Raw genomic sequence first — 13,413 nt, forward strand, 5'->3', positions numbered from 1 at the left:
AGCCTACGTCAAGTTACCCGTGGGTAATAGTCGGGCCGGCCGAAGGTCAGCCCAAGAGCAGGTCGACGAGCTCCACAGGGCGGCTGAGCGCGACACAGTGGCTCGCGGCGATCTCATCAGGGACCACCCCGAGACGTTCCAGCGCGAGCCCGCGCTGGAACTCGGGAGGAAGGAAGCGGTCCTCGGCGCACAGCACGAACCTGGTCGGCACGGCCGGCCAGGCATCGAGCGGCCACGGCTGAGCGCACGCGGCCGACGACGGGTGTGCCCGCTCCTGGCTCATCGCATGCTCAGCGAGCGCATGGGACACATCGTGGTAGAAGGATACGTAAGGGTCGTCGCTGCCGGTGAGGCCGCCGTCCCGGTCCGCCTGTCGCCGCACGGCCTCGGCGTAGCCGGTGGCGCTCCACCACTGATCCGGTGATTCACCTGGCGAGGGGACCATCCCGGCGACCAGGATCAGCGCCTCCACCGGACGGCGGGCAGCGACAAGGGGCGCGGTGAACGCGCCGAACGAATGGCCCACGACCACGAGTTCGTGACGTTCACCCACCTGCTCGACCACGGCGTCGGCATAGTCGTCGAGTGTCAGCGCGTCATCGTCGCCGGGAAGATCCGGAGCCACCACGTCGTGCCCGCGCGCCCGAAGCTCCGCCTCGACCAAATGCCAGGACCAGCCGACATCACCGGCGCCGTGGATCAACACGAACGTACTCACAACAAAGCTCCTTGGTCGTCGTGCCCCCAGCCTCCCACCTCCAGGCCCCAACTGACCTCGGAACAGAGCGACATGGGATCAGGGGACGAAAAGAGCCACGCCCAGGGCGACAACAGCGCACAGGGCTCCGGCCATCGCCAGGAGGATCGCCTGAGCTTGCACGGCATCCTTGTCCTCGCCCTCCAGAGGGGCACGACTCAGGTCCCACACGGCTTGGATCTGCACAGACAATCCGATGACGACTCCGAGCAGCACGATGGCGTCGGTCATGTCATTCTCATTCCTCCGCGCGGCAACGGTCGCGCTCGGCGCGCTCGCAGGTCTCGTCCCTGTTCCTTCTCGTGGCGCGCTGCCCCAGCGCCTCCCATGTTCCAGGAGGCTCGAGCAGGCGCCCGTACAGTGCGATGATCCACCGGCACCGCTTTCCCGTGACGGTCAACGCGCCGCAGCGACGCAATCTCATGCGCGGGCCATCGCGTCACGAGCGAGACCGTGCCCTCTCACCGCACGCCGGGACCGCCCCGAAGTGCCCTTCACCAGCCCGTCGGTGGACAACTACTGTGTCTCCTGCCCGTCCCGGTCCGGCGACTTGAACGGCGTCGTGCCACCTGCGCCATCTGCCCTGCCTCGACGATCGAACGGACCTTTCGCATGGACCAGTCGCAGATCCTTGTCCTGGACGCCACCGGCAGCGACCGGCACGCCGAAGACGCCGAGTTACGCTCGCGCGGGCCGGCCGCCCGCGTCGATGTCCTGGGCGTCGAGGCCTGGGCCGTGACCGATCCGGCCCTGCTCAAACAGCTCCTCACCGACCCGCGGGTCTCCAAGGATCCCCGGCGGCACTGGCCGTTGTTCCCCGACAAGATCGTCGGCACCTGGCCACTCGCGCTGTGGGTGGCCGTCGACAACATGTTCACCGCCTTCGGAGGCGACCACCGACGCCTGCGGCGTCTGGTCAGCCCGGCCTTCACCGCGCGCCGCATCGCCGCCATGCAGCCGCGCATCGAGGAGATATCCCAGGCACTGGTCGAGGAATTCGCCACCGTTCCGGCCGGAGAACCCACCGACCTGCGCGAGCGGTTCGCCTATCCGCTTCCGATCCGCGTCATCAGCGAACTCATGGGGCTTCCCGAACACTCCCAGCTCGGCTTCCGCCGTACCGTCGACGGCGTCTTCGACACCACGCTCAGCCCCGATCAGGCCGCCGCGAACACCCAGGAGTTGTACGCGATCCTGGCCGACCTGGTCGCGGCCAAGCGCGCTGAGCCCGGCGAGGACATGACCTCCGTACTCATCGCCACCCGTGACGAGGACGGCTCCGCGCTGACCGAGCAGGAGCTCCTCGACACCCTCCTCCTCGTGATCAGCGCGGGCTACGAGACCACCGTCAACCTCCTGGACCAGGCCATCGCCGCGCTGCTCACCCACCCCGAACAGCTCGCCCTGGTCCGCGAGGGCGAGAGCGTCTGGACGGACGTCGTCGAAGAGACGCTGCGCTACGAGGCACCCGTCGCGCACCTGCCGATGCGGTACGCGGTCGAGGACATTCCGCTGCCGCAAGGACTCATGATCCGTCAGGGCGAGGCGATCCTCGCCTCCTACGCGGCAGCAGGCCGCCACCCCGACCTGCACGGTTCGAGCGCCGGCTCCTTCGACCTGACCCGAGTCAACAAGAACCATCTCGCCTTCGGCCACGGCGTCCACGTCTGCCTCGGCGCCGCCCTGGCGCGGATGGAGGCCGAGACCGCGCTGCGGGCCCTGTTCACCCGCTATCCGGACCTCACCCTCGCCGTCCCCGCGTCCACACTGCGCCCCGCCGAGTCATTCATCTCCAACGGACACCACGAACTGCCCGTCATCCTCCTCCCGGACACTGGGAACTGAAGCACCCTCGCCCTCCGCGGGCGCCAGGATCATCTTCCGTGTTCCCTGCGCGCCCCAGCGCGTGTATGACAGGGTCGAGGAATGTTTCCCAACGACAACAAAATCGATGTCTCCCTCATGGAACGGGTCGCCGTTGTCACGTTGCGCCACGAGATCGACCTCCAGGACGCGAGCGCGGTCACCGCTGCCCTCGAGCGCGCCCGGACCCACCGTGACACCGACGCCACCCTGCTCGTGCTCGCCGAACTCACCTTCGCCGACAGCACCCTGCTCGGCCTGATCCTGCACACCAGCGCCGAGCACGAGAAGGCGCAACGCCCCCTCGTCCTGGCCGGCCCCTTCCACACATCCGTGCGGCGCTTGCTCGACATCACCGGCGCCGGCGACGTCCTGACTCTGGCCGACACCCCCGACGAAGGGCTTCGGCATTTGGGGGAATCAGCGTGTCCGAACTTCAGATAGGGCGTTGACCAGCACAGGCGCCAAAGAAGCGGGGTGCTCCGGCCGCGCGACGTCTGTTGAGGCTGGCTTGGCGCCTACTTGCTGATCGAACCCTAGGAGAAAGAAGTATGTCTGCCATGAAGAAGACGATGAGCGTCGTGCTGGCCACCGGTGGTCTCGTGATGGGCGCGGCCGGTCTCGCATCCGCTGACGCCGGTGCCCAGGGTGCCGCAGTGGGCTCGCCGGGCGTGCTCTCGGGCAACCAGGCTCAGGTCCCGATCCACATCCCGATCAACCTGTGCGGCAACACCGTCGACATCATCGGCCTGCTCAACCCGGCCTTCGGCAACACCTGCGTCAACGCCTGACCAGCCGTATCGCACCGTCGAGGGCCTCCCGGCCCGACACGGTCTGAGCGAGCGTGCCACCGACCCTCCTTTTCGGTGGCACGCTCGCTTGTCTGTTGTCTGCCCCCTTGGCCCGCAGCCGCGGGGGCGCCCGCCCGGCCCGTACAGCAGTGGCGCAGAGTACTCCGTATGACGACACCCGCAGAGCTGCTCCGCTCCTTCGCACGCACCCGGGCCTCGCTCGACGGCGAGGAGGTGACGTACTGGTGGTCCGGAGACGTGTACTCCTGGGCGCCGGACGAGCCCTACCAGCGCGTCTTCGGCTTCGAAGGGCTCAACGTCTCCCGCCTGGTGGAGGACCCCGAAGGCGGCCCGGACGCCTACCAACTGCTCACCCGCGAGGCCGCCTTCTACCTGGACCCCGTGACGCGCGAGATCCTGGAGACCTGGCAGGACCTGCCGGTGGTGCACATATGGAACGACCCGGCGAACCAGAAATGGCGCCCCTTCCCCATCCCGACGACTGAACTCGGCGGACAGGTCTGCTTCAGCCTGGAGATCCCGCTCTCCTACCCCTCGCCGCTGCCGGTGGCCCAGTACCCCCTCCACTCGGCCGACGACACGTACAAGGCTCTGGAGCTCTTTCAGTTCTTCGCGGACCGCGCCGACCTGGCCGGCACGTCGCCCAGCGTCCCGGCCACCATGTCGTGGACCCGGATGTCCCCGTGGCTCCCGTTCATGGCCCGCGGCCAGCGGCCCGGCGGCCTCACCTATCACTGCCGGGGCCGCAAGCTCGGCTCGTACGCCGAGGTGCCCGAACGCACCCGTGCCTACATCGCCGACCACCACCCGGAGTTCGCGCAGGCCCCGGAGAAGTGGAGCGAGCCGAACGAGACCAGCTGGACGTACTTCCGCAAGCTCAATCCCTAGCCCGCCACGTACACGGTGTTGGTGGCGCTTCCGTCTTGCAGTGGGTTGGGGAAATCGACGACGTGGCTCTCCGACTTCGGGAAGACCTCGGCGAGTACGGTGTTGAACTCCGCGTCCGGCGGGTCGTTCGACCAGAGAGCGAAGATGCCTCCGGGGCGCAGCCGCCGGGCCAGCGCACGCAAGCCACTTGGCTCGTAGAGCGCCGCGTGGCTGGGGTGCAGTACGTGGCGGGGTGAGTGGTCCACGTCGAGCAGGATGGCGTGGAAGCGGCGATCCTGCTCCTCGGGGTCAAGGCCGCCGCCCTCTCCCGCCATCGCCATCGCGAAGAAGTCGCCCTGGACCAGGCGGCATCGGGGGTCCGACGAGAGGGCGGCGCCCAGGGGTACGTATCCGCGCTCGTGCCACTCGATCACTTCGCCGAGTGCCTCGATGACGGTCAGCGAGCGCACCCGCCGGTCGTCCAGTACGGCACGTGCGGTGTAGCCGAGGCCGAGGCCGCCCACGGCGACGTCCAACTCGATGTCCGGCAGGGGCTCGAGGCCGAGCCGGGTCAGCGCGATCTCACCGGCGGTGAACAGGCTCGACATCAAGAACTCGTCCCCGAGCTTCACCTCGTACACGTCATCGCCCGATGCCGGATCCCGTCGCCGCCGCAGGCTGATGTCCCCCATCGGTGTCGGCCGCCAGTCGATCTCCTCGAAACGCACGCTCATCCGTTCACCTTTCTGGGCGGCTTGGGCAGCTGGGCCGGCGCGTGGTCAGGCGTCGATGATGACCGGGATGATCAGGGGCCTGCGGCGGTGTGTGCGGTACGCCCAGTTCGCCACGGAACGGGCGATGAGCTGTTCGAGCTGGTGGGCGTCGCCGACGCCTTCCTCGGCAGCGGTGGCCAGAGTCTTCTCGATCACCGGGATGACGGACTCGAAGGTCGTATCGTCGTGGACGAAGCCGCGGGCCAGGAAGTCGGGAGCCTCGGCCAGCGCACCGGTATCGGCGTCGACGATGGCGACCACCGTGACGACGCCCTCCTCGGCCAGCGTGAGGCGGTCCTTCAACGAGGCCTCGGTGACGCCGCCTACGGTCATCCCGTCCACGTAGACGTAGCCCGCGGGGACCTTGCCGGTGATGGAGGCGCGGCCGTCGACGAGGTCGACCACGACGCCGTCCTCGGCGATGACGACCCGGTCGGGGTCGACGCCCGTACGGATGGCCAGATCGGCGTTGGCCTTCAGGTGCTTCCACTCGCCGTGCACGGGCATGACGTTGCGGGGCTTGACGATGTTGTAGCAGTAGATGAGTTCACCGGCACTGGCGTGGCCCGAGACATGCACCTTGGCGTTGCCCTTGTGGACGACGTTCGCGCCCCACCGGGTCAGCCCGTTGATGACTCGGTAGATCGCCGTCTCGTTGCCGGGGATCAGGGAGCTGGCGAGAAGAACGGTGTCTCCCTTGCCGATGCGGATCACGTGGTCGCGGTTGGCCATCCGCGACAGCGCGGCCATCGGCTCGCCCTGGGATCCCGTGCACACCAGGGTGATCCGGTTCTCGGGGAGCTTCTCCAGCTCCTTCATGCTGACGACCAGGCCCGAGGGAACCTTCAAATAGCCCAGGTCGCGGGCGATGCCCATGTTGCGCACCATCGAGCGGCCCACGAAGGCGACCTTGCGGCCGTACTGGTGGGCGGCGTCGAGCACCTGCTGGATGCGGTGTACGTGGCTGGCGAAGCTGGAGACGATGACTCGCCTCGGCGCGGTACGCAGGACCTGCTCGATCGCGGGGTTCAACTCGCGCTCGGAGGTGGTGAAGCCCGGCACCTCGGCGTTGGTGGAGTCGGTGAGGAACAGGTCGACGCCCTCCTCACCGAGCCGGGCGAAGGCGCGCAGGTCGGTGATCCGGTCGTCCAGCGGGAACTGGTCCATCTTGAAGTCACCGGTGTGGAGCACCATCCCGGCACCCGTTCGGATGGCGACGGCGAGCCCATCGGGGATGGAGTGGTTGACCGCCACGAATTCGCAGTCGAAGGGCCCGAATCCGCGCCGGTCCCCCTCGCGCACCCGCACCGTCCGCGGTCGGATGTTGTGTTCCTTGAGCTTGGCCTCCAGGAAGGCCAGCGTCAGCTTCGATCCGACGACGGGGATGTCGCGCCGTTCACGCAGCAGGTAGGGCACGCCGCCGATGTGGTCTTCATGGCCGTGGGTGAGCACCACGGCAACGACATCGTCCAGCCGGTCCCGGATCGAGGTGAAGTCGGGAAGAATCACGTCGACGCCGGGCTGGTTCTCCTCGGGGAACAGCACGCCGCAGTCGACGATGAGCAGCTTCCCGCCGTACTCGAAAACCGTCATGTTGCGGCCGATCTCACCGAGACCGCCCAGGGCGACTACCCGCAGGCCTCCCTTGGGCAGCGGCGGGGCAGGTTTCAGCTCAGGGTGCGGATGACTCATACGGTGACGTTACCGGAGTGGTGAAGGAGCTGGTTCGCAGGACGCCTGCGCTTCTGCCCGGGTCTTCGGCACCTTCTGACGGCTCTTGGAGCTATTTGTCGCCAGATCGGCGCGCCCGTCCGGCGACATCGAGTCCGGTTCCACTCTGGTCCAGACGAGCGAACCTCAAGTTCAGCCGACCCCGATCGAGGCGACCTCGTAGACAGCGGCCGAACTCATGGACAGTCCGCGGCAGGTCAGCTGAGACGGCGGGGTGCGGTAGGAGCGCACCTCGACGTCCAGAGCCGCGGGACGGGGCGGGCGACCGGTGATGCGGATTCGCCAGCGGTTGTCTTCGCGTGACGTCTCGACGACTGCGTAGTCATGCCGGCCGGCCGGGCCGAAGCGTCTGAGTACGGCTGCGACAGCGGCCTGCTGCGGCGGGAACAGATCCGTGTATCCGCGCAGGTGCTCGGCGTGGATCCGGCCTGCCAGGTGCTCTTCGATCGTGGTGACCGACGACTTGGCATCGAGACCGCCGTAGTAGACGCCGTCGGGTGCGACGACGACGTTGGCCGCGAACCTGTCACCGCCGACGTGGGTGCATTCCCACACCAGCTCCGGCCAGCGCTCACTGAGGGCGCGTCCCACGGGCCGGCCGCGCACGGCGCAGCAGGTGTCGTGCTGACCGTGGGCGCAGACGAGGACGACGGGCGGCCGGCCGAGCTCTCCGGGGGCATGGAGAGCCTCGGCAATCTTCACCAAGTCCTGATCACGGCTCCATGTGCCCCATCGCTGCCGGTAGGCCCCGGAGTTGTCCTGGCGCAGCACGGCCCAGCGCCTGGGGCCTTCGGGGCCGCGGCGTCCGTACCGCCTGACCAGAAGTACGCGTGCCCGCACCGCCTGGGCGGCGGAGAACACGAGTCCTTTGGTGTGCGGCTCAAGGTCGAGGCCGTCGAAGCCGTTGGGCGGCCAGCCGCCTTGGTGCTCGATGAGTACCCAGACAGAGCCGTGCGGCGCTGTGCCCGCGAGTGAGTCGCCGCGTGTGCGCGCGGCGTCGGCGCAGAAGAAGCGTTCTGCCGCGGTCACGGAGGCCACGTCACCGGTCCGCGGGCACCAGTACACCCGCGCGCAGCAGTCTCTCGACGGGTTCGACGCCGAGATCGCCGGCGGTACGGACCTCGCCGTCGAGCATGCGGGTCACCGATGGCAGATCAGTGGCCGTGAAGTCGAGCCAGCCCACGCGGGTGGTCAGGCGCGGGCCCTCAAGACGCGCTTCCAGCTCTCCACGGAGCCGCACCCGTGAGTGGGGGCCGAGGCCGTCGACGGCCCTGAGCTGGGCCAGCGGCCCCAACGGCGCGGGGCGTCCCTGGCCTCGCCGGGTCCGGTGGAACAGCGGAGCGGGATCGACCTTGGTGAGGGCGGCGAGGAGGCGTTCGCGGACGAGGTCGATCTCGCCCTCCGGCCCGTCCACTCCGAGAGGCAAGGTGCTGCGCATCTCGGGGTCGTCGCGCAGCGCTGCGAGTGCGGACTGGGCGAGCTGTTCGGCCAGCGCGTAGCGCGTCCAGCTGTGGATCCCCAGTGTCAGATGGATCGAGACCTCGCCCTGTGCCTGGGCGGCGTGCAGCCAGCCCCGCGGCAAGTAGAGGACGTCGCCTGGCTCGAGAACGGCATCGATATAGGCCTCGCCCTTCGCGGCCTCGGCGACGTCACGGCGGCGGTCGGTCCAGGGCTGATCGCGCAGCGGGTCGGGATGTACGGGCTCGCGCACGAGCCAGCGCTTGGTGCCGTCGATCTGAAGAACGAAGACGTCGTGGACGTCGTAGTGGTCGTCGAAGCCGCGGTTCTGCGGCGGGGTGACGTAGGCGTTGGCCTGCACCGGGTGCCCCAGCTCGGTGCTCAGCCTGGCGCTGAAGTCCGCGACCGGCCCCCACGTGCGCTGCAGAGCTTGCAGGACCAGCGTGGCGCCGTCGGCGAAACTGCGCCACAGAGCGGTGTCGTCCAGCTGGTCGCCGATGGTGGCGCCGACACCGGCGGGAGAGGTGTACGACGACTCGGGGAGCGTGGAGCCGTCCTTGGCGACGCGGAGGAACGGCGTACGCAGCCCCCGACGCGAGGTCAGTTCATCTACGGCATCGGCGGAGAACAGATCGGAGAAATCGCTCGCGCGTCGCGTGAGCAGCGCTGTGCGCGCCCAGACGTCGCGGGCGAACTCCGCCTGGGTCAGGCCGGTCAGCCGCGTCTCCAAAACGCCGACGCCTGCTCTGGCGTCGGCGTCGGCGTCCTGAAGCTCGGTCGGGGGGATGCTCAAGAGCCGCTGGCGGACTGGTCGGCTCCCCCGTCGGCACCTCCGTCGTGGACGCCGGGCGTACCTGCCGCACCGCCGTCAGCGGGCCCCTCGGCGCCACCGTCAGCGCCCCCGTCATGGACACCCGGCGTGCCCGCCGCGCCGCCGTCAGCGGGCCCCTCAGCCCCGCCGTCGGCGCCTCCGTCGTGGACGCCGGGCGTGCCCGCCGCACCGCCGTCAGCGGGCCCCTCGGCACCACCGTCAGCGCCCCCGTCATGGACGCCCGGCGTGCCTGCCGCACCGCCGTCCGCAGGGCCCTCGTGCTGGTTCGGATCCTGCTCGGGGTTGGTCATCATGCCTCCTGAGAATCGAACGGCTGGGACGCGGGGATTGGGCACACCCACAGAGCCCGCTCTGCTCTCACCAAGCTCGCTCACGCCATTCTGGTCGGCAACCTGAAGGCATCTGGGGGCGTGAGGAGCCCCCTCGCCGCCTCACCCAGAGGGCTCGTCCGGCACCGGCTTCTCCGGGTGGCTTTCCAGGGGCCGGGATTCGCCGCGCCTGGCGGTGCCTCCCTCGTCCGTGTCGGGGACCTCGGCCGACTTGCCGCTGTCGCTGTCGTCCCCGCCACTGCCGCCGTCACTGTCGCTGTCGTCGGCGGCCACCTTGCCCACGTCGAGGTCCCAGGCGTCAGGCTCGTCCGTCGCCTGCTGGTCGGGCGGGTCCCTGGGAACAGGTGTGCTGCCGTCCTCGCCGGGGGCAGCCGGTATCCGATCGCTCATGGTGTCTCCTCCTTGGCCCTTCGGTGCTCGGCCCTTCGATGCTCGGCCCTTCGATGCCTGGCCGAAGCAGGTACCCGCGGGCGGGAGGACAACACGTGGGCTTGTGCGCTGAGCCGGGACCGCGTCCAGATCTTCGTGGCTTCCGCCAATACGGAGGGCTGCCAGGGCTCGTAGAGACTGCCAGCCAAGAGCCTCGGCCTGCCCGGCAACGGGGGTTGTCGCGTCCGAGGGTGAACCGATGGAGGACAGCACCATGAGCGCGCAGCAGTACGACAAGATCGGTGAGGCCTACGAGGGGTTCAAGGCCCTGCCGCTGGAACAGTACGCAGTAGTGCCCAGCTTCCTGGCGATGGTCGGGGACGTACGCGGAAAGTCGGTCCTCGACCTGGCCTCCGGCACCGGCTTCTACAGCAGGGAGTTCAAGCGGCGCGGCGCCACTGATGTCCTCGGCATCGACATCTCCAGTGAAATGGTAGCCGTGGCACAGCAGTTGGAGGAGCGCGATCCGCTGGGGGTGCGCTACGAGGTCGGCGACGTGGCCGAGCTTCGGCCGCTCGGCGAGCGCTTCGACATCACACTGGCCGTCCAACTGCTCAACTACGCCCCGGACATCGCCACGACGGAACGCATGTGCCGCAACATCCACCGGAACATGAAGCCGGGCGGCGAGCTGTTTCTGCTCAACCAGTCACCCGACTTCCACTTTGACGGGCCGAGCCCCGAAAAGTACGGCTTCCGCAGCGTGCTCACCGGCGAGGAGGTGGAGACGGGGCCGCGGGTGAGGACCACGGCGCTGCTCGACCCGGCACCGGTCTCGTTCGTCGCCAACTTGCCGCGCCGCGACGTCTACGAGAAGTGCCTTCCGGCGGCCGGGTTCAGTGACCTGACCTGGGTGCCGCTGACGGTGTCGGAAGCCGGTGTGCGCGAGTTCGGTACGGACCACTGGGCGGACTTCCACGACAACCCGCCGCTGGAGATGCTGCGCTGCCGCGCCTGACAAGAGTCGGGGGTGGGCCCGGCCGTCCCAGGCCGGGCCCACCCCTTCGTCGTACTCAGGTACGCATCACCATCGGTACCAGCGGCTCCTGCGACCGCCGCTCGCGGCGGGCCGGACCACGAAGCCGAGCAGCCACACCACCAGCACGATGACCGCGATCCACCACAGCGCCTTCAGAGCGAAACCCGCACCGAAGAGCAGCAGAGCCAGAAGAAGCACCAGAATCAGGGGAACCATTGCTATCAACCTCCAGCCCACCAGGTGCTCTCTGACCTGCCCCGCAAACACATGAAAGGCATGTTTCCCTCACGGATCGGAGGTAACGCACCCGCGTAAGAGGAGCCTTAGGTCACACGTCCATCCGTCGCACTCCCGATGTCACGCCTGCGGGTGCCGGTCACCGCGGCGCACGCAGCCGATGGGTACGATCGGTGTCCCGACGGCTCCTACTGCATGTTCTCGGGGCTCGACGGAACCGGCGACGGTGCAATTCGACGGGCCGGGCGGTCCGAGCTGCGGCGCGCCGCCCGGCGAGGGCGGCTGAGCGCGGCCTCAAGGGCGGGGTGTGTCCTGCGGCCATGTCTCCGGTTGCCAGACGCCCGCGCGCCGCAGTGACTGTGAGCAGTGCCGGAATATCTCGTCTATCTCGACTACGAGCGCCAGTCGGGGCCGCTGGCCCTTGACGGTCATCGAGTCGAAGAACGGGGCGTCCGTCAGGATTCGGGCCCGGCCGTTGATGCGCAGGATGTCTGCGCTGCCCGGCACCAGGTGGAGCAGGCCCACGTGCGGGTTCCCCAGGATGTTGCGGAAGCTGTCGCCGCGCCGGTTGCCGGGGCGGTCGGGGAGGGCGACGGTGCGCGCGTCGAGGACGTGGACAAAACCCGGTGCGTCGCCTCTTGGGGACGTGTCGCAGTTTCCTTCCGCATCCGCGGTGGACACGACGCACAGTGGGGAGCGCGCCAGGATGCCCAGGTCGTCATCGGTCAGTTCGTCGTGGACCTTGTCGATGACGATCGGGTGCGGCTCGCCGAGCAGCTCGGTCAGCTCGTCGCCCGAGCGGAGCTCCTGCCAGGTGTGAGGTGCCGTGGCACTGCCGTCCAGGGGTGGAACGGATAGGGGTGTCGCGGCGTCGGGCACAGGTGTTCCTCGGAGGTCAGCGAGCAGGCGAAGGGGCTGGCGAGTCAGTAAGTTAGGCTCACCTTACTGGAGGGTGGAACGGCAGCTGAAAGTGCCCCCTGACCGAGCCATGAGCAGTTGATTCGTGAGCGGTGACCCCCCGTGCGCGGCCCCCGTGCGCGGCCCGCAAGTTCGCACGGACGCCGCACTGATCGCGTCGAAGCAGGCAGGAATCCGCTCGGGCCTGCCTACCTTTGACGTATGGAAAATGTGTCGCGTGATCCCGTCGTGCCGGACGGGGCGAATCCCCTGTGTCAGCTCTCGCTTGAGCAACTTCGGCGGCGTACGAGCATGAAGTGGCGGACGTATCCGAACGACGTACTGCCGCTGTGGGTGGCCGAGATGGACGTCCCGCTCGCCGAGCCGGTCGCCGAGGCCATCACCGAAGCCGTTGCGCTCGGCGACACCGGCTATCCCGCAGGTACGGCCTACGCCGAGGCGCTGGCCGAGTTCGCGCTCAAGCGCTGGGGCTGGGGCGGGGTTGCCGTCGAGCGCACGGCGATCGTGCCCGACGTGATGCTCGGCATCGTCGAGATGCTCAAGCTGGTCTCCGCGCCCGGCGACCCCGTCATCGTCAACTCCCCCGTGTACCCGCCCTTCTACCAGTTCGTCGGCAACCTGGACCGGCCCGTGGTCGAGGCGCCGCTCGGGCCGGATCTGCGGATCGACTTCGCCGTGCTCGCGGATGTGTTCCGGCGTGTGGCGGAGGGTGCCGCCCGGCCGGTGTACCTGCTGTGCAGCCCGCACAACCCGACCGGGACCGTGCACACGGCCGCCGAGTTGACGCGGATCGCGCAACTGGCGCGGGAGCACAGCGTACGTGTCGTGGTGGACGAGATACACGCCCCGATCGTGGCGTCGGGAGCGTCGTTCGTCCCCTTCCTGAGTGTGCCCGGGGCGGAGAACGGGCTGTCGCTGATGTCGGCGTCGAAGGCCTGGAACCTGGCCGGCCTCAAGGCCGCCCTCGCCATCGCGGGGCCCGAGGCCGCCGAAGACCTCGCCCGCATCCCCGAAGAAGTCAGCCACGGCCCGAGCCATCTCGGCATCATCGCCCACACGGCGGCCCTGCGGGACGGAGGTGACTGGCTCGACGCGCTGCTCTCCGGCCTCGACGACAACCGCCGGCTGCTGGCCGCTCTGCTGGCCGAGCACCTGCCCGCCATCGGCTACACGCCCGCGCAGGGCACCTTCTTGGCCTGGCTCGACTGCCGGGAACTGGGCCTGAGCGGTGACCCGGCCGAGGTCTTCCTGCAGCGCGGCCGCGTCGCCCTGAGCTCCGGGAGCACCTTCGGAACCGGCGGCGAGGGCTTCGTCCGTCTCAACCTCGCGGCTTCGCCGGAGGTCATCATGGAGGCGGTCCGGCGGATGGGCTTGGCAGTCGCCTGACGGCAGTTGAAGCTCCCCCTTGGCGGTTGCCGCACTCACCAA

At 68.8% G+C, this 13,413-nt stretch carries 17 protein-coding genes; 7 read left to right on the forward strand and 10 right to left on the reverse strand.

Annotation, left to right across the window (positions count from 1 at the left end; translation table 11 throughout):
• Positions 1-46 precede the first annotated feature (46 nt).
• A complete protein-coding gene (locus ACWGI2_RS32605) occupies positions 47-718 on the reverse strand; it encodes an alpha/beta fold hydrolase (protein WP_453699299.1) in 672 nt (223 codons plus the stop codon).
• Between the two features lie 78 nt (positions 719-796).
• A complete protein-coding gene (locus ACWGI2_RS32610) occupies positions 797-988 on the reverse strand; it encodes a hypothetical protein (RefSeq protein ID WP_453401568.1) in 192 nt (63 codons plus the stop codon).
• A 381-nt stretch (positions 989-1,369) separates the two neighbouring features.
• On the opposite strand from ACWGI2_RS32610, the gene ACWGI2_RS32615 reads away from it, so the two are divergent.
• The 4 genes from ACWGI2_RS32615 to ACWGI2_RS32630 all read left to right on the forward strand — a co-directional run bounded on the left by ACWGI2_RS32615 (position 1,370) and on the right by ACWGI2_RS32630 (position 4,320).
• Positions 1,370-2,602 carry a cytochrome P450 family protein gene (locus ACWGI2_RS32615; protein WP_453699300.1) on the forward strand — a complete coding sequence of 411 codons (1,233 nt, stop codon included), beginning with the start codon at positions 1,370-1,372 and terminating at the stop codon, positions 2,600-2,602.
• A gap of 81 nt (positions 2,603-2,683) precedes the next feature.
• Positions 2,684-3,064: an STAS domain-containing protein gene (locus ACWGI2_RS32620; RefSeq protein ID WP_453699302.1), complete on the forward strand. Its 381-nt coding sequence runs from the start codon at positions 2,684-2,686 to the stop codon at positions 3,062-3,064.
• A gap of 116 nt (positions 3,065-3,180) precedes the next feature.
• On the forward strand, positions 3,181-3,411 hold the full coding sequence (locus tag ACWGI2_RS32625) for a chaplin family protein (RefSeq protein ID WP_443032814.1): 231 nt from the start codon (positions 3,181-3,183) through the stop codon (positions 3,409-3,411).
• 168 nt (positions 3,412-3,579) lie between these two features.
• Positions 3,580-4,320, forward strand: a complete 741-nt coding sequence (locus ACWGI2_RS32630) for a DUF1838 family protein (protein ID WP_453699303.1) — start codon at positions 3,580-3,582, stop codon at positions 4,318-4,320.
• Here the strand turns inward: ACWGI2_RS32630 and ACWGI2_RS32635 are convergent.
• The 6 genes from ACWGI2_RS32635 to ACWGI2_RS32660 all read right to left on the reverse strand — a co-directional run bounded on the left by ACWGI2_RS32635 (position 4,317) and on the right by ACWGI2_RS32660 (position 9,812).
• A complete protein-coding gene (locus ACWGI2_RS32635) occupies positions 4,317-5,033 on the reverse strand; it encodes a spermidine synthase (protein WP_453401572.1) in 717 nt (238 codons plus the stop codon). The two genes, ACWGI2_RS32630 and ACWGI2_RS32635, sit on opposite strands and share 4 nt — an antisense overlap.
• A 45-nt stretch (positions 5,034-5,078) precedes the next feature.
• Complete coding sequence (locus ACWGI2_RS32640) at positions 5,079-6,764, reverse strand: ribonuclease J (protein WP_453699304.1); 1,686 nt, start codon at positions 6,762-6,764, stop codon at positions 5,079-5,081.
• 171 nt (positions 6,765-6,935) lie between these two features.
• Positions 6,936-7,832 carry a sucrase ferredoxin gene (locus ACWGI2_RS32645; protein ID WP_453699306.1) on the reverse strand — a complete coding sequence of 299 codons (897 nt, stop codon included), beginning with the start codon at positions 7,830-7,832 and terminating at the stop codon, positions 6,936-6,938.
• A 10-nt stretch (positions 7,833-7,842) separates the two neighbouring features.
• Entirely contained in the window at positions 7,843-9,054 is a 1,212-nt protein-coding gene (locus ACWGI2_RS32650) for a cupin domain-containing protein (RefSeq protein ID WP_453699307.1), read from the reverse strand.
• The gene (locus ACWGI2_RS32655; RefSeq protein WP_453699309.1) at positions 9,051-9,386 is read right to left on the reverse strand and encodes a BatC protein; all 336 of its coding nucleotides are present in this window, start codon (positions 9,384-9,386) and stop codon (positions 9,051-9,053) included. The genes ACWGI2_RS32650 and ACWGI2_RS32655 overlap by 4 nt, the downstream gene beginning before the upstream one ends.
• A gap of 138 nt (positions 9,387-9,524) precedes the next feature.
• Positions 9,525-9,812 carry a hypothetical protein gene (locus ACWGI2_RS32660; RefSeq protein WP_453401577.1) on the reverse strand — a complete coding sequence of 96 codons (288 nt, stop codon included), beginning with the start codon at positions 9,810-9,812 and terminating at the stop codon, positions 9,525-9,527.
• Positions 9,813-10,065: 253 nt separating this feature from the next.
• Between ACWGI2_RS32660 and ACWGI2_RS32665 the strand changes: the two genes are divergently transcribed.
• Positions 10,066-10,809 (forward strand): class I SAM-dependent methyltransferase, encoded by a 744-nt coding sequence (locus ACWGI2_RS32665; protein WP_453699467.1) that lies wholly within the window; start codon positions 10,066-10,068, stop codon positions 10,807-10,809.
• 66 nt (positions 10,810-10,875) lie between these two features.
• Here the strand turns inward: ACWGI2_RS32665 and ACWGI2_RS32670 are convergent, their stop codons facing one another.
• On the reverse strand, positions 10,876-11,046 hold the full coding sequence (locus ACWGI2_RS32670) for a hydrophobic protein (protein ID WP_453398621.1): 171 nt from the start codon (positions 11,044-11,046) through the stop codon (positions 10,876-10,878).
• Positions 11,047-11,262: 216 nt separating this feature from the next.
• Here ACWGI2_RS32670 and ACWGI2_RS32675 point away from each other — a divergent pair, with 216 nt between their 5' ends.
• Positions 11,263-11,424 (forward strand): hypothetical protein, encoded by a 162-nt coding sequence (locus tag ACWGI2_RS32675; RefSeq protein ID WP_453699469.1) that lies wholly within the window; start codon positions 11,263-11,265, stop codon positions 11,422-11,424.
• Here ACWGI2_RS32675 and ACWGI2_RS32680 read toward each other — a convergent pair.
• On the reverse strand, positions 11,362-11,946 hold the full coding sequence (locus ACWGI2_RS32680; RefSeq protein ID WP_453699310.1) for an MSMEG_1061 family FMN-dependent PPOX-type flavoprotein: 585 nt from the start codon (positions 11,944-11,946) through the stop codon (positions 11,362-11,364). The genes ACWGI2_RS32675 and ACWGI2_RS32680 overlap by 63 nt on opposite strands.
• Before the next feature lie 240 nt (positions 11,947-12,186).
• On the opposite strand from ACWGI2_RS32680, the gene ACWGI2_RS32685 reads away from it, so the two are divergent.
• The gene (locus tag ACWGI2_RS32685) at positions 12,187-13,371 is read left to right on the forward strand and encodes a MalY/PatB family protein (protein ID WP_453699311.1); all 1,185 of its coding nucleotides are present in this window, start codon (positions 12,187-12,189) and stop codon (positions 13,369-13,371) included.
• Positions 13,372-13,413 lie beyond the last annotated feature (42 nt).

The sequence above is a fragment of the Streptomyces sp. NPDC054866 genome (assembly GCF_053610745.1).

Coding starts and splice junctions, on each gene's coding strand:
- ACWGI2_RS32610 (WP_453401568.1), bottom strand. CDS start 988: ATGACCGACGCCATCGTGCTGCTCGGAGTCGTCATCGGATTGTCTGTG.
- ACWGI2_RS32615 (WP_453699300.1), top strand. CDS start 1,370: ATGGACCAGTCGCAGATCCTTGTCCTGGACGCCACCGGCAGCGACCGG.
- ACWGI2_RS32620 (WP_453699302.1), top strand. CDS start 2,684: ATGTTTCCCAACGACAACAAAATCGATGTCTCCCTCATGGAACGGGTC.
- ACWGI2_RS32625 (WP_443032814.1), top strand. CDS start 3,181: ATGAAGAAGACGATGAGCGTCGTGCTGGCCACCGGTGGTCTCGTGATG.
- ACWGI2_RS32630 (WP_453699303.1), top strand. CDS start 3,580: ATGACGACACCCGCAGAGCTGCTCCGCTCCTTCGCACGCACCCGGGCC.
- ACWGI2_RS32635 (WP_453401572.1), bottom strand. CDS start 5,033: ATGAGCGTGCGTTTCGAGGAGATCGACTGGCGGCCGACACCGATGGGG.
- ACWGI2_RS32640 (WP_453699304.1), bottom strand. CDS start 6,764: ATGAGTCATCCGCACCCTGAGCTGAAACCTGCCCCGCCGCTGCCCAAG.
- ACWGI2_RS32655 (WP_453699309.1), bottom strand. CDS start 9,386: ATGATGACCAACCCCGAGCAGGATCCGAACCAGCACGAGGGCCCTGCG.
- ACWGI2_RS32660 (WP_453401577.1), bottom strand. CDS start 9,812: ATGAGCGATCGGATACCGGCTGCCCCCGGCGAGGACGGCAGCACACCT.
- ACWGI2_RS32665 (WP_453699467.1), top strand. CDS start 10,066: ATGAGCGCGCAGCAGTACGACAAGATCGGTGAGGCCTACGAGGGGTTC.
- ACWGI2_RS32670 (WP_453398621.1), bottom strand. CDS start 11,046: ATGGTTCCCCTGATTCTGGTGCTTCTTCTGGCTCTGCTGCTCTTCGGT.
- ACWGI2_RS32675 (WP_453699469.1), top strand. CDS start 11,263: ATGTTCTCGGGGCTCGACGGAACCGGCGACGGTGCAATTCGACGGGCC.
- ACWGI2_RS32685 (WP_453699311.1), top strand. CDS start 12,187: ATGGAAAATGTGTCGCGTGATCCCGTCGTGCCGGACGGGGCGAATCCC.